General features: G+C 62.4%; 18 protein-coding genes and 2 tRNA genes. 4 read left to right on the top strand and 16 right to left on the bottom strand.

Going from position 1 to position 20,653, the window contains the following annotated elements:
- The first annotated feature begins 94 nt into the window (after positions 1-94).
- A complete protein-coding gene (locus tag MOD31_RS02785) occupies positions 95-754 on the top strand; it encodes a spermidine synthase (RefSeq protein ID WP_142938750.1) in 660 nt (219 codons plus the stop codon).
- 12 nt (positions 755-766) lie between these two features.
- On the opposite strand, the gene rsmD is transcribed toward MOD31_RS02785, so the two are convergent.
- The 4 genes from rsmD to thiL are packed head-to-tail and all read right to left on the bottom strand — an operon-like array spanning position 767 to position 5,718.
- On the bottom strand, positions 767-1,333 hold the full coding sequence (rsmD, locus tag MOD31_RS02780; protein ID WP_223940465.1) for a 16S rRNA (guanine(966)-N(2))-methyltransferase RsmD: 567 nt from the start codon (positions 1,331-1,333) through the stop codon (positions 767-769).
- A 33-nt stretch (positions 1,334-1,366) separates the two neighbouring features.
- Positions 1,367-3,622, bottom strand: a complete 2,256-nt coding sequence (locus MOD31_RS02775; RefSeq protein WP_142938748.1) for an ATP-dependent DNA helicase RecG — start codon at positions 3,620-3,622, stop codon at positions 1,367-1,369.
- Positions 3,612-4,682 carry a DAK2 domain-containing protein gene (locus MOD31_RS02770; protein ID WP_250819778.1) on the bottom strand — a complete coding sequence of 357 codons (1,071 nt, stop codon included), beginning with the start codon at positions 4,680-4,682 and terminating at the stop codon, positions 3,612-3,614. Before MOD31_RS02770 ends, MOD31_RS02775 begins: the two co-directional genes overlap by 11 nt.
- A 22-nt stretch (positions 4,683-4,704) precedes the next feature.
- Positions 4,705-5,718, bottom strand: a complete 1,014-nt coding sequence (thiL, locus tag MOD31_RS02765; RefSeq protein WP_142938746.1) for a thiamine-phosphate kinase — start codon at positions 5,716-5,718, stop codon at positions 4,705-4,707.
- A 168-nt stretch (positions 5,719-5,886) separates the two neighbouring features.
- Between thiL and MOD31_RS02760 the strand changes: the two genes are divergently transcribed.
- Complete coding sequence (locus tag MOD31_RS02760) at positions 5,887-6,396, top strand: DUF3515 family protein (RefSeq protein WP_142938745.1); 510 nt, start codon at positions 5,887-5,889, stop codon at positions 6,394-6,396.
- 13 nt (positions 6,397-6,409) lie between these two features.
- Here the strand turns inward: MOD31_RS02760 and MOD31_RS02755 are convergent, their stop codons facing one another.
- From MOD31_RS02755 to leuC, 6 genes are all read right to left on the bottom strand, one after another.
- Positions 6,410-7,546 (bottom strand): D-alanine--D-alanine ligase family protein, encoded by a 1,137-nt coding sequence (locus MOD31_RS02755; protein WP_142938744.1) that lies wholly within the window; start codon positions 7,544-7,546, stop codon positions 6,410-6,412.
- Entirely contained in the window at positions 7,546-8,598 is a 1,053-nt protein-coding gene (locus tag MOD31_RS02750) for an NAD(P)H-dependent glycerol-3-phosphate dehydrogenase (RefSeq protein ID WP_250819777.1), read from the bottom strand. Before MOD31_RS02750 ends, MOD31_RS02755 begins: the two co-directional genes overlap by 1 nt.
- The gene (locus MOD31_RS02745; protein WP_250819776.1) at positions 8,595-9,368 is read right to left on the bottom strand and encodes a 1-acyl-sn-glycerol-3-phosphate acyltransferase; all 774 of its coding nucleotides are present in this window, start codon (positions 9,366-9,368) and stop codon (positions 8,595-8,597) included. Before MOD31_RS02745 ends, MOD31_RS02750 begins: the two co-directional genes overlap by 4 nt.
- 11 nt (positions 9,369-9,379) lie before the next feature.
- The gene (murA, locus tag MOD31_RS02740) at positions 9,380-10,705 is read right to left on the bottom strand and encodes a UDP-N-acetylglucosamine 1-carboxyvinyltransferase (protein WP_091468167.1); all 1,326 of its coding nucleotides are present in this window, start codon (positions 10,703-10,705) and stop codon (positions 9,380-9,382) included.
- A 207-nt stretch (positions 10,706-10,912) separates the two neighbouring features.
- Entirely contained in the window at positions 10,913-11,521 is a 609-nt protein-coding gene (gene leuD, locus MOD31_RS02735) for a 3-isopropylmalate dehydratase small subunit (protein ID WP_142938741.1), read from the bottom strand.
- Positions 11,522-11,530: 9 nt separating this feature from the next.
- Complete coding sequence (gene leuC, locus MOD31_RS02730) at positions 11,531-12,982, bottom strand: 3-isopropylmalate dehydratase large subunit (RefSeq protein WP_142938908.1); 1,452 nt, start codon at positions 12,980-12,982, stop codon at positions 11,531-11,533.
- A gap of 122 nt (positions 12,983-13,104) precedes the next feature.
- Here leuC and MOD31_RS02725 point away from each other — a divergent pair, with 122 nt between their 5' ends.
- Positions 13,105-13,824 (top strand): IclR family transcriptional regulator, encoded by a 720-nt coding sequence (locus MOD31_RS02725; RefSeq protein WP_014922101.1) that lies wholly within the window; start codon positions 13,105-13,107, stop codon positions 13,822-13,824.
- 2 nt (positions 13,825-13,826) lie between these two features.
- Complete coding sequence (locus MOD31_RS02720; RefSeq protein ID WP_142938740.1) at positions 13,827-14,363, top strand: DUF1697 domain-containing protein; 537 nt, start codon at positions 13,827-13,829, stop codon at positions 14,361-14,363.
- Here MOD31_RS02720 and MOD31_RS02715 read toward each other — a convergent pair.
- The 6 genes from MOD31_RS02715 to gltX all read right to left on the bottom strand — a co-directional run bounded on the left by MOD31_RS02715 (position 14,360) and on the right by gltX (position 20,543).
- A complete protein-coding gene (locus MOD31_RS02715; protein WP_250819775.1) occupies positions 14,360-15,979 on the bottom strand; it encodes a GTPase in 1,620 nt (539 codons plus the stop codon). The two genes, MOD31_RS02720 and MOD31_RS02715, sit on opposite strands and share 4 nt — an antisense overlap.
- A complete protein-coding gene (locus MOD31_RS02710) occupies positions 15,976-17,757 on the bottom strand; it encodes a dynamin family protein (protein WP_250819774.1) in 1,782 nt (593 codons plus the stop codon). Before MOD31_RS02710 ends, MOD31_RS02715 begins: the two co-directional genes overlap by 4 nt.
- A 112-nt stretch (positions 17,758-17,869) precedes the next feature.
- Positions 17,870-17,942 (bottom strand) — tRNA-Glu (locus MOD31_RS02705).
- Positions 17,943-18,070: 128 nt separating this feature from the next.
- Positions 18,071-18,142, bottom strand: a tRNA-Gln gene (locus tag MOD31_RS02700).
- A 137-nt stretch (positions 18,143-18,279) separates the two neighbouring features.
- The gene (locus MOD31_RS02695) at positions 18,280-19,008 is read right to left on the bottom strand and encodes an HAD family hydrolase (RefSeq protein WP_250819773.1); all 729 of its coding nucleotides are present in this window, start codon (positions 19,006-19,008) and stop codon (positions 18,280-18,282) included.
- A gap of 14 nt (positions 19,009-19,022) precedes the next feature.
- Positions 19,023-20,543 carry a glutamate--tRNA ligase gene (gene gltX, locus MOD31_RS02690; RefSeq protein ID WP_142938736.1) on the bottom strand — a complete coding sequence of 507 codons (1,521 nt, stop codon included), beginning with the start codon at positions 20,541-20,543 and terminating at the stop codon, positions 19,023-19,025.
- Positions 20,544-20,653 lie beyond the last annotated feature (110 nt).

The following is a 20,653-nucleotide window of genomic DNA, read 5'->3' as shown; positions in this document are numbered from 1 at the left end:
CCTCCGAACTACAGGACAGCACGCCACGATCGAAGCCGACACCCTGGTTGCGGGCGGGTTCATCCTGAGCATCGGCGGCGCCGAGCAATCACATGTGAACCTGGCCGATCCCTCAGAGATCTTCTACGAATACCTGCGCAGGATCGGGCATGTGGTGGACCTGGCGGCCGAGCCCGGACAACCCATCAACGCCCTCCATCTTGGTGCCGGTGCCCTTACCTTGGCGCGCTATATCCAAGCCACCCGCCCCGGCTCGGAACAATACGCCGTGGAGCTTGAGCGCGAACTTCTGGACTTCGTGCTTCAGAAGCTGCCCATGCCTGACGGCACCATCCTCACCACGCACATCGGCGACGCCCGAGACTCCCTGGGTGAGCTTCCCGCCCAAGTGGGGTTCGACGTCGTGATTCTCGATATTTTCTCCGGACCGGAAGCCCCTGCCCACATCGCCTGCAGGGAATTCTACGAAGAAGCAGCGGCGCGGCTGCGGCCCGACGGCGTGTTGATCGTCAACGTGGGCGACGAACCTGCGCTGACTCTGGTACGCAGCCAAGTGAGCGCACTGCGCCAAGCCATGGCTGATGTTGCAGCCTTCGCTGAAACAGGAATGTTTGCCGGCCGCTACCCCGGCAACATCATCCTGGTGGGCACCCGCAAGCAGTGGTCTCCGGAATGGACAGCGCAGCTACTGGCCCGCGGCCCCCACCCCGCCACCGTCCTCACGGGCGTGGAGCTGGACAAGATTACTGCCTAGCGCCCGCGAGCGTTAGGCAGGCTCAGCGAACCACAGTTTGGTCTCCCCGTACTTCTTGTCGGCAAAACACTCCAAACCCTGGGGCCAGAGCGGTTCCGGGCTCCGCGAACTCCGTTCCACCACTACAACGGCACCGTCTTCCATATGCGGCGCCAGTTTCTCCAGCACAGCACTCAGCGCCGCCTCATCCAAAGGGTACGGCGGGTCAAGAAAGACCAGATCCCACCTGTCTGCATCGCTTGCCCGCTCCAGGAATGACTCCACCTTGGATCGGTGCACTGAGACCGCCCTGCTGCGCAGCAGCTGGTTCACCAAGTCCGCATTACGCTGGCAGACATCGCTGGCCTTGGCATCGAACTCCACCAGATCCACGCTCCGGGCGCCTCGGCTGGCACTTTCAATACCCAAGGCTCCAGAACCGGCATAAAGGTCCAGAACCCGGGCGTCGTCAATGACGGCCAAGGATTCCAGACGGGAAAACAAAGCCTCCTTGACCCTGTCCGTGGTTGGTCGCGTGGCAGTCCCAGGGACGCTGGTCAGCGGGTTTCCACCCCCAACGCCGGCAATAATGCGGCTCACCGGGATTCTCCGCGTGCGAGCATCCAGGAATCTCTAACCGCGCTCAAGGAACGCCTCCTTCTCAGGGTTCAAATATTCGTCAATAGCGGCGGCCAACGCCGGCTGATGGTCCAAGGACACGTCTTCCGATACGAGGCGTTGGGCGTCAGTACGTGCACGGGCAATGATGTCTTCGTGCTCAAGTACGCGGAGCAACTTCAGCGTGGACCGTCCGCCCGATTGCGAAGCACCGAGGATGTCCCCTTCCCTGCGGAGTTTCAAGTCCTCCTGGGACAGCTCAAAACCGTCAGTTGTTGAAGCAACGGCATCGAGCCGCCGACGACTCGGATGCCCGGGTTCCAAAGTAGTCACCAACAGGCAAGTGCCCGGCAGTCCCCCGCGGCCCACCCTGCCACGCAGCTGGTGGAGCTGCGAGATACCGAAACGGTCGGCATCGAGGATCACCATGAGCGTGGCATTGTGGACGTCCACGCCCACCTCAATGACGGTGGTGGACACCAGTACTTTGGTGTTGTTGGATGCGAAGGACGCCATGGTCTCGGACTTCACCTGGGGATCCTGCCTCCCATGAAGCGGGGCAACGGGGACGCCGGCCAGCGCCGGCTCCTGCAGGAGGGCGTCGACGACGGCGGTCACCGATGCCAGTTCCCGCGCCGGGCCTTCGTCCGCGAGCTCGGCATCGCTTGGTTCCGCTTCGCCCGGACTGAAGTCGCCGTCGTCGTCCGAACCGATCTTGGGACACACCACGTAGACCTGGTGACCGGAGTCCACTTCTTCGCGTGAACGCTTCCAGATGCGGTCCACCCAGCCTGGATTTTCAGCGAGTCCCACCACGTGCGTGGAAATAGGTGCGCGCCCGGCGGGAAGCTCATCAAGAATGGACGTCTCAAGGTCGCCAAACACTGTCATGGCAACCGTACGAGGAATCGGAGTGGCCGTCATGACCAGCAAATGTGGAGGCCGCTGAGCCTTTGCGCGGAGGGCATCACGCTGCTCCACGCCAAAGCGGTGCTGCTCATCCACCACGATTAGTCCGAGGTCCTGGAAGCTGGTTTTGTCGCTCAGCAGGGCATGGGTGCCAATGACGATTCCCGCATTCCCGGAGGCCGCATCCAACATAGCCTGCTTGCGTGCAGCCGTGGGCATGGAACCGGTCAGGAGCGTTACTTGCACCGCTTCCTGAGCCGCGTCACCGCCAAGCATGCCCGCACCGCCAAAGATCTGATCGCGGGCCAGCACCCCTAGAGTCTTTCGGATGGAGTGGAAATGTTGGGCCGCCAACACCTCAGTGGGAGCCAGCAGGGCAGCTTGGCCGCCTGCGTCAACCACCTGCAGCATGGCCCGTAGGGCGACGATCGTCTTGCCCGAGCCCACTTCACCCTGCAGCAGCCTGTTCATGGGAGTATCTCGCCCGAGCTCTTCAGCCAATGTCTTTCCGACGGCGGCCTGGCCGGAGGTCAGCGTAAAAGGGAGGTTTTGATCGAACTTGCTGAGCAAACCGCCCGCGCGCGGCCGGCGCGCAGTGGCTTCCTCAGCGGCAAGCTGCGCGCGCCGGCGTGCCAGCGCCGTTTGCAGCACAAGGGCTTCCTGAAATCGAAAGCGTTCTTGGGCCCGTTGCCAGTCCTTGGCAATTTCGGGTGAATGGATCAGACGGTATGCCTCAGCCACGCTGAGCAATGCGTCCCTTCGGACGATGCTTTGCGGCAAGGGATCCTGCAGGGAATCCAGGTCCATGGTCTGGAGCAACGCTGTTATCACTTTGTGAATGGACCAGCTGGTCAGCTTAGCCGTTGCAGGATAGACGGGAATGGGCATGGCCGCGAGCTTTTCGGGGTCTACGGCGCCCTCGGCTTCAGGATCCTCATCCAGCAGAAGGAAGTCCGGGTTGGTCAGGCCAAGAGCCCCACCATACCGGGACACCTTGCCCGAGAACATGGCCCGCCGCCCAGCCAGAAGTTCTGCCTTCGCCCGGAATCCGTTGAAAAAGCTGACCTTCAAGGTACCTGGAACGCCGCCGCCACCCGCCTCATCAGTGACCACCACATCGGTGATGGAACCACGCCGGGCCCGCATCTGGCGCGTGCTGTTGGACAGCACGCGGGCAATCAACGTGACCTCCTCATCCAGGGGGAGCTTACTGATGGGCGTCAGCTCACCGCGGCTCAAGTACCTGCGCGGGAAGTAGTTCAGCAAAGCCCCGGTGGTCTTAAGGCCCAGGTGTTTGTCAATGACAGCCGCAGAGCGCTTTCCAATCCGGCGTTCGAGGGGCAGTTCCAGTTCAGAATTCATGCCGTGACTGGCCTGGGACGTTGACGGCTTCGATACCGCTGCCATTGGCACCACCGGAGCTTTCCTGAGAGGCCGGCTCGTTGTCGCGGGGTATCGCCAACTGGCTTACCGCGATATCCGTCGGTTCTCCCAATGAGCGGATAAGGGCGACAGCCGGCTCCGGATCGGGAACATGGACGTGAACGCGCCAACGATAGCTGACTTCGACGCCGGTTTCGTCGTCGTCATCATCGCTGCTTTGGGCACCGCCAACCTGGCTCATGATCACGGATTCGCCCATCTCGTCCAAACGTTGGCGGAGAATGGCCGCATTCAAGGGCGAAAGGTTGATGGTGCACATGACTTCCACACCGTCATCGGCAGGCATGTGCTCATGGATGTGAGGGTCCTGCATTTTGTATCCGTGGAGGCCGTCCAGAAGTTCATCCTGAAGTTCCTCCCCCAAAACGGCAGCACGAAGGCAATCGAGCACCAGCAGCATGCCCACGCCCCCTGCATCCACAACGCGCGCTTCATGCAGCTGTGCGAGCTCGTCCTCGGTCCGGACAACAGCCTGGTAGGCGGCCTCCACCACTGCGTCAAGTGAGAGCCCCAAGGCATGGTTGCTGTCATCGCCGCTCTGGGAGGCGTCCACTGCTTGGGCAGCATGGGCGGCCGCCTCCAGGACGGAGAGCATAGTGCCGGCAACCGGCTCACTGAGCGCGGACCAGGCCCTGATCTGCGCCCTGTTCAATGCGGTGGCAAGCAGTGGTGCACTGAGGCGCGATTTACCAACCAGAGGCTCTGCGGCGGCGCACAGGAAAACGGCAAAGAGCGTGCCCGAGTTACCCCGTGCTTGTTCCATGGCTGCCTGCCCGGCACGCGACAGCAAGGCGCCGACATCGTTGCCGGTTTCCGCGGCATCAGTTGCCGTGCCACCCAAGGCAGTGACGGCTGCCCGGACGGTGAGATAGAGGTTGGTTCCGGTATCGCCATCGGCAACAGGAAAAATGTTAATCGCGTTGAGACGGTCGCTGTGATTGCCGAGGACCACCTCCGCCTTGCCGAGCCAACGTTTCATGGCGTGCGCATTCGCGGCGATCTTAGTCTGCAAAGTGATCCCATCCAACGGTGTCAGCAGTTTGCCCGGAAATCCGGACGCCACTGCCTGGCGGCTCGACAACGGCTTGAACCGAGCCTATCGCAGTGAAGCACTGCGGCAGCTGTATATCTGCCGGGAAAGTGGCAAGCAAACCATGGTCTTCTCCCCCGCCCAGTACCCATCGCATAGCGTCATCGCCAAGCAAGGCAGCTGCCGGTTCCAACGTGGCTGCATAGGTCTCCAAGGCCGCAGAATCGAAATTCAGGATCACGCGGCTTGCTGCGGCCAGGCGACTGCCGTCGCGCATCAGGCCATCGGAGATGTCCAACATGGCGGTGGCACCCGCGCGCGCAGCCAGAGGCCCGGCGAGCAGTGGTGGCAGCGGCCTGCATTGGTTGTCCACCAGGATCCGCAAGTCAGCAGACAAGCTGTCCAAGGAAATTTCGCTTTCCAACAGCGCCCACCCGGCAGCTGCCCTTCCCAGCGTTCCCGAAACAGCCACTATGTCCCCGGGTTTGGCGCCGGACCTCAGCACCGGCGCCAGGCCGGCAAGCGTGCCGACGACGGCGACAGTCACTGCAAGCTCCCGGCCACGGCCCAGGTCCCCGCCAGCCACGGAGCAGTCCGGTGCTCCCAGGCCACTAATCGCCGCCGTAAGGCCATCGGCAAACGCTTCAACCCATTCGACGGGCGTGTCCGGTGGCAGGGTAAGGCTCACCACCAGACTGGTGGCACTGCCACCCATGGCGTTGATGTCGCTGAGGTTTTGCGCCGCGGCCTTCCAGCCGACGTCGTATCCGGTGGTCCGATAGCCGTTGGGCCACTCAAGCCTGAAGTCCTGGTCCTGGGTCTGGGTGTCGATGGAGATGAGGGTACGGCCGTCCGGTGCTGCGATCAGGGCAGCGTCGTCGCCGGGTCCCAGGAGAACGCCGGGGCTATGGTGCAGTCGCGGGAAGATCCGGGCAAGGAGCGCGGACTCCGTTAGGTCCTGGACGGTCAACTGATCTACTGGCACTGCACTCGATTCTTCTCTTGACACGGATCTCCACCCTTTTCCAGGTACTGCCTAACGCTATCGCGCTCCACCGACAGGATAATGCGGCACTCCCTCTGGCGTTCCAGCAGGAATGTGACCCTGGCAACGCGTATCTGCCACCCCGCGCGTGCGGGATAGGCTGGATGGATGCACCGTAAGACCCTCCGCCGGACAGCTCTGGCCATCGCCCTGGCTTCCGCATCCGTCACCGCTTTGTCGGCCTGCTCACCGGCCGTGGACGTCACGGCCGCCGCGGACGCGGCCAATCCTGCCTGCGCACCCATGATGGTGGCCCTGCCAGACCAAATCGGTGATGCGGCCCTTCGCAAAACCAACAGCCAGGCCACAGCCGCATGGGGAGATCCTTCTCAGGTTATTCTCCGCTGCGGCGTAAACGTTCCAGGTCCCACCACAGACCGTTGCGTGAGCGTCAATGACATCGACTGGGTCATCAAGGAAGGCGATCCCGTCTATACCCTGACCACCTTCGGGCGCGAACCCGCCACGGAAATCCTGATTGATCCGGTCAAATTGGAGGCAGCGAACATCAGTTCGGCTACCGTGCTCACCGAACTGGCAGCAGCTGTTGGCAAGATCAAGGCAACCGGAAAGTGCGTTGGCCAGGAAGACCTTCAGAACCTGCCGTCAGCGCAGTAGGCCATCAACCAGGTCAGCGCAGGCCCGTTTTGCGGGTCAGCGCCAGATGGATCAATTCGTCAATCAGATCCCCGTAGGCAAGGCCGGATGCGGCCCACATTTGCGGGTACATGCTCTTAGGTGTGAAGCCAGGCATCGTGTTGATCTCGTTGATAATGAGCTCGCCGGCCGGGGTGTAGAAGAAGTCCACACGGCTAAGGCCTTCTGCCCCGACGGCGTCGAAAGCGACGGCGGCAAGTTCGCGCACACGCGCGATTGCCTCATCCGGCATATCGGCAGGGCAGCTCAGGGCTGCGGCCCCGTCCTCCACGTATTTGGCGGCAAAGTCATAGAACTGATGCTCTCCTTCTGCCACGGCAATTTCACCGGGCATTGAAGTACGGGGAGCATCGGTTCCACGGCCTTGAAGGACCGCGCATTCGATCTCACGGCCCACGATGCCGGCTTCAATGACAAGCTTCAGGTCGTGGCGTCGCGCTTCCTCTATGGCAGCGTCCAGCCCATCCATCGAGTCCACTTTGGAAATACCCATGGACGAACCCGCGCGGGCAGGCTTGACGAACACGGGGAACCCAAGCTTGTCCACCCGCTTACGAACTGCCTCGGAGTCAGTGCTCCATTCGCGGTCCGTGACAGCCACGTACGGGCCCACGCTTAGTCCGGCGGATTCAAACACCACCTTCATGAAGTGCTTGTCCATTCCCACAGCCGAGGCCAGCACACCGGCTCCGACATAGCGGGTGTCCGAAAGCTCCAGGAGGCCTTGGACTGTACCGTCTTCTCCCCACGGCCCATGCAGCAGGGGAAAGACCACGTCCACGGCACCCAATTCCAAGGGAACGGCGTTGGGCTCGGTCACGATGAGCTGATGCTCACCACCCACCTCGGCCAAGGTGACGGTTTTACCCGACGGCGCCACCTCGGGAAGCGCTGCGGAGCTCAAGGACCAGTCGCTGGTGTCGCCCGAAGCGAGAACCCACTGACCGGATTTGGCGATGCCGATCGGTATGACCTCGTACTTGTTTTTGTCGATCGCGCCCATCACGCCAGCGGCAGTGACGCAGCTGACTGCGTGTTCGCTGGAGCGCCCCCCGAAGAGGATTGCTACACGGGGACGGCCCGTCACGGGGGTGGATTGGTCAGTCACCATCAGTAGTCGCCTTCGGACTTCAGTGCCCGGGCCAGCAGTCGCGGTCCCAGGTCATCAACGGACATTCTGCCTTCCAGCACTGCCACGACGGCGGCCGTAATCGGCATTTCTACATTCAACTTGCCAGCGAGCTCATGTACAGCCGGGCCCGATTTGATGCCCTCGGCTGTTTGTGTCATTTGTTCGGCAACTTGCTCGAGGCTGAGGCCTTCTCCAAGCAACCTCCCGGCGGTGTGGTTGCGTGAGAGAGCTGACGAGCATGTGGCAACAAGATCCCCCAGCCCGGCAAGGCCGGCCATGGTGTGAGCTTCTCCGCCGAGGGCCAGCGCAAGCCGGGACGTCTCGGCGAGTCCTCGTGTGATCACCGACGCTTTGGTGTTGTCGCCCATCTGCTTGCCTTCGCAAATTCCAACGGCAAGGGCAATCACGTTCTTTACGATCCCGCCGATTTCCACGCCCACAACGTCAGTGCTGGTGTAGGGCCTGAAGTACGGTGCCGTGCAGCACAAGGCTATGGCAGCAGCGGTGTCCGCGTCGCTGCAAGCAACAACGGATGCTGTTGGTTGCTCCCTGGCGATCTCCATTGCCAGGTTAGGACCGGAGACCACTGCTACGCGGGACGCGGGAAGACCCAACTCCTGGGCGATGACTTCGCTCATCCGGGCGTCCGTGCCCAGCTCGAGGCCCTTCATCAAAGAGACAACCACGGCGTCGGGTGCAAGCAAGGGCTTCCATTCCCCGAGTTGTGGCCGCAGGGATTGGGCGGGCACGGCGAGGACCACCAAGGTGGCGTCCTTGAGCACCTCGGCCACATCCGTGGAGGCGGTGACTGAAGGCGGGAGCACTATGTCTTTGAGGTATTGCTCGTTGCGGCGCGAAGAGTTGATCTGCTCAACCACCTGGGAGCGGCGACCCCAGATCCGGATGCTGCGCTCGGATCCGGTTGCCGCAGCGGCATCGGCCAAGACCTTGGCAAACGTGGTTCCCCAGGACCCCGCACCCAAAACTGCCACGATATCCGGTGTATTGACGGTACCGTCCACAGTGGTCATTTGCCGTCATCCCCTTCGTGCTCGTCAAGGGAGCCCTCCTGGGTGAAGCGGCCGTGCTTGGACTGTTTGTGGACAGCCGGATCCCAGCGCTCAGCCGGCGCATCTTCTCCGCGAAGGGTTTCAAGAAGTTCCGTGATCGCATCCATGATGACCTCCGTGGCCGCCGTCAGCGTTGTACGGTCCATGGGCCGGTCGCTGAACGCACTGAGATCAACGGGCTTACCCACAAGCACGCGCACAGTTTTGCGAGGGAAGATGTGGAACCGCTTGGCGTACCGCGGAAAAACTTCCTGTGCACCCCAGTGCGCCATGGGTACCACGGGCGCGCCGGTCTGCAGGGCAAGCCTGGCGGCCCCGGTGTGGCCCTTCATCGGCCACAGATGGGGGTCGCGGGTCAGGGTGCCCTCGGGATAGATAATGATTGCGCCGCCGGCGTCCACTACCTCTTTGGCGACTTGAAGCGAGCGGTTCGCTCCCGCCGTCGAGCGTTCAACCGGAATTTGCCTGGTGGCGCGCAACAGGGCACCCAATACGGGAACCTTGAAGAGGCCCGTCTTCGCGAGGAAGTGCGGTGGCCGCTTCTGGTTGTACACCATATGCCCGATCACGATGGGGTCGATCTCGGTGCAGTGGTTTGGTACTGCGATGAAGCCGCCGGATGGCAGGTTCTCCATGCCTTCCCACTTCTTGGCCATCAGGAGATTCATCAGCGGACACGCGAGACCGGCCAGCAGCATGAATGTTGCACGGCTCTTGGCCGATTCCTTCAAAGGAGCCCCCGCTACTTGGTGGTGGTGATATCGAAATCGGCGCCCAGGCCGGCCAACTTCTCGGTGAAGCGCTCATAGCCGCGATTGATGATGTCGATGCCCGTAACCCGTGAAGTTCCCGTAGCAGCAAGCGCTGCGATGAGGTGGCTGAAACCGCCCCGGAGATCAGGGATGTCAATATCGGTGCCCCTGAGTGGAGTGGGACCTGAAATGACTGCTGAGTGGAGGAAGTTCCGCTGTCCGAACCGGCAGGGAACACTGCCCAGGCACTCACGGTGTACCTGAATGTTCGCACCCATTCGCGCAAGGGCTTCGGTGAATCCGAACCGGTTCTCGTAGACCGTCTCGTGGACGATTGAGACGCCCTCGGCCTGCGTGAGGGCAACCACCAACGGCTGCTGCCAGTCCGTCATGAATCCGGGGTGGACGTCCGTCTCCAGGACGAGCGGGGAGAGTTTGCCGCCCTGATGGTAGAAGCGGATGCCGTCATCGCCAATGTCCATGCCACCGCCCACTTTGCGGTAGGTATTGAGGAAGGTCATCATGTCCCGCTGCGAAGCGCCCTCAACATAGATGTCGCCCCGGGTCACCAAAGCAGCCGAAGCCCAGGACGCGGACTCGTTGCGGTCCGGGAGTGCGCGGTGGTTGTATCCACGCAGGTCCTTGACGCCTTCGATCCGGATGGTCCGGTCCGTCTGGACGCTGATGATGGCGCCCATTTTCTGCAGGACAGCTATGAGATCGATGATCTCCGGTTCCGTGGCCGCGCCAATGAGTTCGGTGATGCCCTCCGCACGCGTTGCACTCAGCAGCACCTGCTCGGTGGCCCCAACCGAGGGGTATGGCAGGGAAATTTTGGCTCCGTGAAGGCCGTTCGGGGCAGAGATGTGGATGCCACCGGGGCGCTTTTCCACCACGGCACCGAACTGCCGCAAAACGTTCAGGTGGTAGTCGATGGGCCTGTCGCCGATCTTGCAGCCACCCAGATCCGGGATGAATGCCTCGCCGATCGCATGGATCAGGGGTCCGCACAGCAGGATGGGAATCCTTGAATCGCCCGCGTGTGCATCAATTGCTGTGCTGGAGGCCGTCTTCGCATCCTTGGGATCCAAGGTGAGGTCGCCCGAAACCGGATCCTTAACGACGGTCACGCCATGCAGCTGCAGCAGGCTGGTGACTACCTCTACGTCCTTGATTTCCGGCACATTCCTCAGCACCGATGGCTCGCTGCCCAGCAACGCCGCCACCATGGCCTTGGGCACCAGGTTCTTGGCACCGCGAACGGTCACTCGTCCGGTTAACGGGACGCCACCGCGGATTGTCAGAACACTACTCATCTATACCGGTTTCCTCACGACTACTCGCCCCCCAAACTTACAAAGGCTCCAGCTAAGCATAGAAGCTCGCTTTACCGATCCGAAATGGAACCGCCCGAAGGCTCGCCGATCACGTCCCTGAAGCACACCGACAAAAAAGGACCGGCCGGCCCTCCCAGGGGGGCCCACCGGTCCGTTATCCGCAAGGTTGCGACCTCACAGCAGAGGCTACTGGGCTTGAACCTTCGCTGGCAGCGTCTTCGGCTTGAAAGACGGGCGCGTGGCCTCGTACGCCGTGATGTCTGCCTCATGCTGAAGGGTCAGGCCGATGTCGTCGAGGCCTTCCAGCAGGCGCCACCGGGTGTAGTCGTCAATCTCGAACGGCGCCACTACATTGCCGCACTCAACCGTTTTGGAGACCAGGTCCACCTTGACTTCGGTACCGGGGTGGTTTTCCAGGACCTTCCAGATCAACTCAATGTCGTCCTGGGCTACCTGCGCCGCCAGCAACCCCTGCTTTCCGGAGTTTCCGCGGAAGATGTCTGCGAAACGTGATGACAGAACAGCTTTGAAACCGTAATCCTTCAACGCCCAGACGGCGTGTTCGCGGGATGACCCCGTACCGAAATCGGGGCCGGCCACCAGGACGGAGCCTGCGCTGAACGGGGCTTGGTTCAGGATGAAGGACTCGTCTTTCCGCCAAGCGGCGAACAGCGCGTCCTCAAACCCTGTCCGGGTGATGCGCTTGAGGTACACAGCGGGGATGATCTGGTCCGTGTCCACGTTGCTCTGGCGCAGGGGAACGCCGATGCCGGTGTGGGTAGTGAATGCTTCCATGGGATCCTCCTAGACTGCGGTTCCGGTCAGTGTGCCTGCGGCAGCGGACTCGAGGTCCGACGGCGAGCTCAGCGTGCCTCGGACCGCCGTGGCGGCGGCCACCACCGGCGAGACCAAGTGCGTGCGGCCGCCCTTACCTTGGCGTCCCTCGAAGTTGCGGTTGGATGTTGAGGCGCAACGCTCCCCCGGCTCCAACTGGTCCGGGTTCATGCCCAAGCACATGGAACAACCAGCAAAACGCCATTCAGCGCCAAAGTCCTTGAAGACCTTGTCCAGGCCCTCTGCTTCGGCTTCGAGCCGGACACGGGCTGATCCGGGAACCACCAGCATGCGAATGTTGGGGTCCTTTTCACGGCCACGGATGATGTCTGCAGCAGCGCGCAGGTCTTCAATCCGGGAATTGGTGCAGGAACCCAGGAAGACCGTATCCACACGGATGTCCTTCATGGGAGTGCCGGCCTCCAGGCCCATGTACTGCAGTGCGCGCTCAGCGGCTGCCTTGGCATTCTCATCACCGAAGTCCTCGGGCGAAGGCACCTTGGCGGACAGCGAGACGCCTTGGCCCGGGTTGGTTCCCCAGGTCACGAACGGCTCCAGGGTGTCAGCGTCGAGGTCAACTTCGACGTCGAAGGTCGCGTCGGCGTCCGTGTTCAACGTGTTCCAGTACTCGACGGCGGCATCCCAGTCGGCGCCTTCGGGGGCGTGGGGGCGGCCCTGCATGTAGTCGTAGGTGGTCTGGTCCGGAGCCACCATACCGGCGCGGGCGCCGGCTTCGATGGACATGTTGCAGATGGTCATGCGGGCGTCCATGGACAGCGCACGAATGGCGGAGCCACGGTATTCCAGGACGTATCCCTGACCGCCACCGGTGCCGATCTTGGCGATGACGGCCAGGATGATGTCCTTGGCGGTGACGCCCGGACGCAGGGTACCTTCAACGTTGATGGCCATGGTTTTGAACGGCTTCAAGGACAGGGTCTGGGTGGCCATGACGTGCTCCACCTCGGACGTGCCGATGCCCATGGCCAACGCCCCGAAGGCCCCGTGGGTTGAGGTGTGCGAGTCGCCGCAAACCACGGTCATACCCGGCTGAGTCAGGCCCAGCTGCGGACCCACTACGTGCACGATTCCCTGTTCCTTGTCACCGAGGGAGTGCAAGCGGACGCCGAATTCCTTGCAGTTTGCGCGGAGGGTTTCAATCTGGGTACGGCTGGTCAGGTCCGCAATTGGTTTGTCGATGTCCAGCGTGGGAGTGTTGTGGTCCTCGGTGGCAATCGTGAGGTCTACCCGGCGCAAAGGCCGGCCGGCCAGGCGCAGGCCTTCAAATGCCTGCGGGGACGTTACTTCATGGACAAGGTGCAGGTCGATGAAGAGAAGGTCGGGCTGGGCATTGGCTCCTTCGCCTTCACCTTTGCGCACTATGTGCGCGTCCCAGACCTTCTCGGCCAGTGTCTTTCCCACGGCCTTGCTCCCTTCACTGCGATTGGCTTGTTGCATGTTCTTGTTCCACTGAAGCAGCCCGGCGTCAAAATAGGCCAGCGAAACAACTTGCATCTCAGATATTGAGACGGCAATATCATTACATGGACAATTCTAGTGGAGTCGGTGTCATTGATAAAGCGGCCCAAGTACTCGATGCCCTTGAGGCCGGGCCCACCACTCTCGCGCAGCTCGTGGCGGCCACAGGCCTTGCCCGGCCCACAGTTCACCGGCTCGCGCTGGCCCTGGTTCACCACCGCCTGGTAAGCCGCGACATTCAAGGGCGCTTCGTCCTGGGCAGCCGGCTGGTGGAACTCGCATCCGCTGCCGGTGAAGACCGGCTCATCGCCTCCGCCGGTCCCGTTCTCATTCAGCTCCGCGACGCCACGGGCGAAAGCGCGCAGATTTTCCGCCGCCAAGGCGACTGGCGTGTCTGCGTGGCGTCGGCGGAACGCCCTATCGGCCTTCGCGACACCATTCCCGTCGGCACCCAGCTGTCCATGAAGGCCGGCTCCGCCGCCCAAGTACTGCTGGCATGGGAAGACCATGACCGCCTCCTTGAGGGGCTGCAAAACGCCCGCTTTACGCCTACCGTCCTGGCAGGAGTACGACGCCGGGGCTGGGGTCAGAGCCTCGGCGAACGCGAACCTGGGGTCGCCTCGGTTTCGGCCCCCGTGCGCGGACCCTCCGGAAGGGTCATTGCCGCAGTATCGATTTCCGGTCCTATTGAGCGACTCACCCGCCAGCCGGGCAGGCTGCACGCCGAAGTGGTCTGTAACGCCGCCAGGGTACTGACCGAGGCCCTCAGGAAGAACAACGACTAGCCATGGAAAGCTACGCCGTCTTTCTGCGCGGCATCAACGTGGGCGGCATCAACATCAAGATGGCCGATCTCTCCGCAGCCCTGAAGGACTACCCGTTCACCAAGGTCAAAACGCTCCTGGCCAGCGGAAACGTGGTGCTTCAGAGTGACCTCAGCCCAAAGTTCGTCAAAGCGCAGTTCGAAAAGTGCTTGCGGGAAACCTTCGGATACGACGCCTGGGTGGTGGTCCTCACCGCCGCGCGGGTCAGCGAACTGGTGGACGCGTGCCCATACCCGGCCGACGACAAATCCACGCACAGTTACATCACTCTCGCCTCGGACACCGCAATGCTCGACGAACTCTTTGAAGCAGGCGAAAACCTGGGCGGCGTAGAACAAGTGCGCCTTGGCCCAGAGGCCTCCGCTTGGCTGGCACCGGCTGGCGGCACGCTGGACAGCCCTTTCAGCAAGCTCTCCGCCAAGGCACGCTACAAAGCCGGCACCACTACCCGGAACTTGAGAACACTCATCAAAGTCAGGGACGCAGCCGCGGCCCTCTAGCCGGAACGTGCGGCCTTGAGGGCTGCGTTGAACGCCTTCAAGCGGGTAATTTCCACCTCGACGGGCTCTACAATCCGCTTCTCGGCAACCGCCGCCACGGCAGCTTTCAACCGTTTCCCTGCCTTCGACGCCCTAACCCGAGCGGCCCATCCACCAAGAATCCTCCCGGTGATGGCAAGGGCAATTCCCAGCGACACTCCCCCGGCAACCATCAGGGTTGGCCACGGCCACCCTTCTGTTCGAGGCACCTCAGGCACCGGCATTTGGAAGTAGCCGAGCACGGCCAACACACCCAGCCAGCCCAGTCCCCCTGCTGCGAGCACAAGCGCGATCCATTGGAGGGTATTGAAAAGAAGCCACCACAGGGGACGTTTGCCCGCCAAGAGGTCAGTGCCTGCAATCGCTTGGTCCAAGGCGTCGGGCAGCTCCTCCCGCCCGTCCCTTGCCGCGCTGCGGATGGCTGCGCGCCAAGGACCCGGGGCACCCGTCGAGGCGTCGTCGGCAAAATCCCTGACGGCCGCATCCGTGCGTGCCCGCTCGGGTGCGCCTGCAGGTGGCAGCGATGTCCTGTTCAGCTCCGGCCTGGTGTCATCCCTGCCAAGGTTCAACCGCCGGAGCGGGTCGGGCCGGAAACGCAAGAGCCAGCGGGTGACGGGCCACCCCGTCCTCTTGGCGGACTCTCTTTGGAAAGATCGCTGAACGGCGTCCACCACCACCGGTACATTTGCCGCCGTCGACAATTCAGACGCCAGGCGGGCTTTCGTACCTACCTTGACGCCCCGGGCTTCGCCTTCGCCGGAGGCGCGGGCGAGTTCCCCGGCCGCCTTTGCAACGTCCGCCGCCAAGCGTTCTGTGGTTGCCTCCCGTTGGACCACCACCTTCCTGATGGCACTGCGGAGGGCTTGGACGCCGTCGCCAGTCAGTGCTGAGGCACTGAGGACCCGAACTTTCCCCAGTCCGTCCCGCGCCAGGATAGCTTCCAAAGACTCCATCACCGCAGAGGCGTCGGCAGCACTGAGTTTGTCCACCTGGTTCAGGACAACCAGCGTGACTGCACCGTGGGAGGCCATGGGGCGAAGAAAGTCATTATGCACTGCGGCGTCGGCGTACTTTTGTGGGTCCAAGACCCACACCAGGACGTCAACCATGCCCACCATCCGTTGGACGATCTCCCGGTTTTCCACCTTGGTGGAATCGAAGTCCGGTAGGTCCAGCAGCACCAGGCCGGTGTGTTCGTCCGCGAGACCTGGAACTGGCGGCAGCGTGTGCCGCTCTTTGACATCCAGCCAGTCGAGCAACGGCCCGCTGCCTTCCTCTCCCCAAATGCCCGCCAAAGGTGCTGACGTTGTGGGACGCCGCGCGGTGGCAGTTGCCAGCCGACTGTCCGAAACAGCATTGAACAGGGAGGATTTTCCGCTGCCTGTCGCTCCGAAGAATCCCACCACGGTGTGATCGGCCGAGAGTGACCGCCGCGAGGTGGCACGCTCCAGGACCTCGTAGACGGATTGCAACTCCGGATCCGGGAGGACGCCCTCGGCCAGCTCCCGTGCGGCATTGAGCGATTCAAGCCTGCGCTGCAACCGGGACGATTCGCGAACCTGGCTGTGCCGGCTCATGCGACCCCTGCCAAGCCGCGCAATGCTTGAGCATGCCGGGCGAGGTCAACTCCAGATCCAGGAAGTGCTGCCTCGAGGCGGCCAAGGAACCGCTCCCTCTCATCGTCAAGGAGCCGTTGGCACTGAGTATGCAGATCGTCCCTTGCCTGCTGGGCCAGTCGACGTACTGCGTCCTCACCGAACACCGCTTCGAGCAGCTTCTGGCCAACAACGGCCGTTCCGCCGGCAATGCCGATCTCCAAGCCGCTCAGACCGGCAGTCATGGAGAACACCACCACCATGAGCGCGGCGCCAAGCCCGTTGACGCCCAAGGATAGCCACCGTGCCTGGGTTCGCTTGCCCTGGCCCTGGGTACGGATCATCTCCATCAGCCCTTCCTGCCAGGATCGAATAGCCGCTGCGGCCTTCGCGTCAAACCCCTCGCTGGTTCCCGAAAGATCCTCAGTGCGAAGGAGTTCCCGACCAGCCATGTCCGAACGCCACCGCCTGTCCACGTTTTCGGCTGCGTTCGCGGCTTCGTCCAGGATCACCGCCTGCAAGCCGGTCTCAATGGCGGTCTCAACTTTCACAGCAGGAGCGGGTTCGCCACGGAAGAACGCTCCTACGCGGTCCCGCATCCTGCCGATATTCTGCTCGAGCGCACGGAAGAACTCTCCCGTACCTACGAAGTCCTGCCATCGCGCCAATACCTCGCCGCGGAGCAATGCTCCGTCTCTGGTGGCCTCAAGAATACGTTGGAGCGCCTGCTCGTACTCTGCAACGCAGGCTGCCCGGAGATTGTGCGCAGCGGTGTCCTGGACGGCAGCGGCCTCCGCGATTCCCTCCAAACGGACGCTGACTGCTTTGACGGCGCCATTAAGCGTGCGTCTGGCGACCTCTGCCCGGCCGGCTGCATTGGCTGCCAAAGCGCCCAGCCACTGACGCAGGGGAATCACGGATTCCTCCGGGAGCATCCCCAGCCCATTCAAGGCACTCTCCGGAACGACAAAAAGCTCCGCCTCACCCAAGCCTTGCCGATCCAGCATTGCCTGGAGGTCAGTCCTGACCTCTTCTTCCGCGGCGACGGGCACACGGTCCAGCACCACAGCTACGGTGATGTCCCTCGAAGCTGCGTCCAAGAGCAGCCGCCAGGGCACGGCGTCGGCGTAGCGGTTTGCTGTGGTGACAAACACCCAAAGGTCGGCGGCGGCAAGAAGCTGACCGGCGAGCCTGCGGTTGTCATCGGAGATGGAGTCGACGTCGGGCGCATCCAGGAGCGCGATTCCCTGCGGCACTGCCTCGTGTCCCACCAGTACCAATGACGTGATGGCCTGCGCGTCGGGAGCGGCACCCGCCTGATGGGCCGGCAGCGGGCTCGCTGACACGGTTCCGCGGATACGGTCCAGGCCCGGAAGGATGCGGTGGCCTTCAAACCACTCAGCGTCCAACGGATGATGCAGGAGGATGGGTTGGCGGGTGGTGGGCCTGATAGCGCCGGCACGCGTCACCGGATAGCCGATCAGCGCGTTAACCAGCGTTGACTTCCCCGCCCCCGTGGAACCGCCTACGACTGCCAGTAGCGGAGCGTCGAGGCTGCGGTAGCGGGGAATCACATAATCGTCGAGCTGGGCCAGGGACTCACGGATCCACTGACGGGCCTCCCGAACCTCCGGCACGGCGAGCGGAAGGGTTGTGGCCGCAAGTTCAGTGCGGGCAGCTACCAGGGTCTCGACGGCGGCTGCCGCGCCCGAGGCAGCTGGGGTAGCCCGGGGTCTTGCCTCATCATCATTTGCGGTCACAGCATCATCATGCCAGCCCAATCCCCGTCACAGGAGCGGCGCCGCAGGCACAGAGGATAAAACCAAGGAAAAAAGAAATCCCCCGGAACCGTGGTTCCGGGGGATTTGTCTGTGACCCCAGCGGGATTCGAACCCGCGTTACCGCCGTGAGAGGGCGGCGTACTAGGCCGCTATACGATGGGGCCTTGCACTTTTTTGTCACCGTTTCCGGCGATCAAGCTGAATGAGTATTTCATACTTTCAGCTTCTCTCCAAATCGCTTCAGCGACTTGGAGGTTCTGAATTTCCGGCGTATTCACGCGGATTTTCAGAGCTGGGATACCAGGACTCGAACCTAGAATGACGGTACCAGAAACCGTAGTGTTGCCAATTACACCATATCCCAAAGTGACTTTCGGACCGGAGTTCAGCGCTTTGGTTTCCCTCAGCTTTTCCCTCCGTGCCCCTCAGCACGAGTAATGACTCTACCGGAGTCTGGCCACCTGCACAAATCGGAAAGCCGTTACCTGCATCACACCATTCTCACGCCGCAGCAGGAGCTGTTACCAGCAGCCGGGACAGAGAGTCCACCTGGCGCCCGGTGAACTCTTCCACCACTTCTCCCGTCCTGTTGAGCCAAACGCCGATCAGGCCCGCCGCCGTTGCACCGTCGGCATCAAGCAACCTGTTGTCGCCCACATACAACGTCTCTCCCGGCACCGTGCCCAGCAGACGCACACCTTCGAGGTAGATCGCCGGATCCGGCTTTGGCACGCCCACCGTGTCCGTACCCACCAGGACCTTGATCCTTGACAGGTCTGCACCGTCCAGCTTGGCCCGCTGGTAATCATGCACGTTGTTGCTCACGGCGCCGTAGGGAATCCCTGCGGCATCGAGGGCGTCGAGTACGCCTTCAACGTCGTCAAAAGCCCGCACATACGCCGTCTGGCGTTGATGGTACTCGGCTACCCAGGCTTGGGATTCCTCGGCGTCCTGAAGCTCCACGCCAAAGTGTCCCAAAGCAGCCCTGCCCCGCAGGAGCCGCTGCTCATTGAAAGTCAGCTCCCCAGCCAGATAGCGGTCGTAGAAGTGCGTGGTCTCGTGCGTGAAGATACGTCCGAACTTCGCCCACCCGGCCTGATCCAGGCCGGGCAGGAGATGTTCGCTGACATCGCGCAGTGCCGTTGTCATGGCGTACTCAAGGTCCACCAGGGTGTCATCAATGTCGAAGAGGACGCCGCGGACAGTTCCGAACGAGCTGGAGATAGCCATGACTGCTTCTGCCTCTAGCCGCGGAAGGCGCGGACACGAGCGAGCGAGGAATCCTTGCCGAGGATCACCATCGACTCGAACAGCGGCGGAGAAATGCGGCGTCCGGAAATGGCCGTGCGCACGGGCCCGAATGCTGCCCGCGGCTTGATGCCAAGATCCTCAACCAGAGCCTGCTTGAGCGCGGTCTGAATGTTCTCCGCGGACCACTCCCCAATCGGTTCCAGGGCAGCCAAGGCCGCATCGAGTACTTCCTCCAGGTTCTCCGGAAGGCCCTTGCGGGCATCGTCGGCAACATCAACGGCGTCATCGGCCTTGAACAGGAAGGCCAGCATCTCGGGAGCTTCGCCCAGGAGGGTGATGCGTTCCTGGACCAGAGGCGCCGCCTCGGCGAGGATCTCCTCCTGACGCGGAGTGAGGATTTCCCCTACGAAACCTGCAGCACGGAGGTAGGGAACCAAGCGTTCCTTGAAGTCCTCCGGTGCGAGCATCCGCACGTGGGTTCCATTGATGGCCTCAGCCTTCTTGATATCGAAGCGCGCCGGGTTGCCCAGGACATCGTGGATGTCGAAGTTGGCTACGAGCTGCTCCACCGTGAAGATGTCCTCGTCAGCGCTGAGGGACCAGCCCAGCAGGGACAAGTAGTTGAGAAGGCCCTCAGGGATGAAGCCACGTTCACGGTGCAGGAACAGGCTGGACTCGGGGTCACGCTTGGAAAGCTTTTTGTTGCCCTGGCCCATGACGTAGGGCAGGTGCCCGAATTCCGGCATGTACTCGGCGACGCCAATTGCATAGAGGGCGCGATACAGCGCAATCTGACGCGGAGTGGAGCTCAGCAGGTCCTCGCCACGAAGGACGTGGGTGATTCCCATGAGGGCATCGTCCACCGGGTTCACCAGTGTGTAAAGCGGTGCACCGTTGGCACGGACAACAGCAAAGTCCGGAACCGAACCCGCCTTGAACGTAATCTCACCGCGGACCAGATCGTTGAAGGTCAGGTCCTCGTCCGGCATGCGGAGGCGGAGCACTGCTTCGCGGCCCTCGGCCTTGAACTGTGCCAGCTGCTCATCCGTCAGATGGCGGTCGAAGCCGTCATAACCCAACTTCGGGTCGCGCCCGGCGGCCTTGTGGCGGGCCTCAATCTCATCAGGCGTGGAGTAGGACTCGTAAACGTGTCCCCCGGCTTTGAGCTTGGCGATGACGTCCTGGTAAATCTCGCCTCGCTGCGACTGCCGGTACGGCTCGTGCGGTCCGCCAACCTCTACACCCTCATCCCAGTTGATGCCGAGCCATTTCAGGGCGTCCAGCAACTGGTGGTAGCTCTCTTCACTGTCACGGGCCGAATCTGTGTCCTCGATGCGGAAGATCAGCTTGCCGCCGGTGTGGCGTGCATAGGCCCAGTTGAACAGGGCGGTGCGGATCAGGCCAACGTGCGGTGTACCCGTAGGCGACGGGCAGAAACGGACGCGGACCGGAGTCTCGGCGTTGACGGCAGGAATGGCGCTGGAGGCAGCGTTCGACGCAGAAGCAGTAGTCATAGTGGTTCCAACTTTACCGCTTGGCGCCGCTTCGGTTTCCCGGCCGGGAAAGCCCGACGGCGGTACGCGCCTTTCGAGCGAGAGGCGCGTACCGCCGTCGGGGTCTGGCG

It is taken from the genome of Paenarthrobacter sp. TYUT067 (assembly GCF_023656375.1).
Classification (GTDB): Bacteria; Actinomycetota; Actinomycetes; order Actinomycetales; family Micrococcaceae; genus Arthrobacter.
This window is presented reverse-complemented; position numbering and strand designations above follow the sequence as displayed.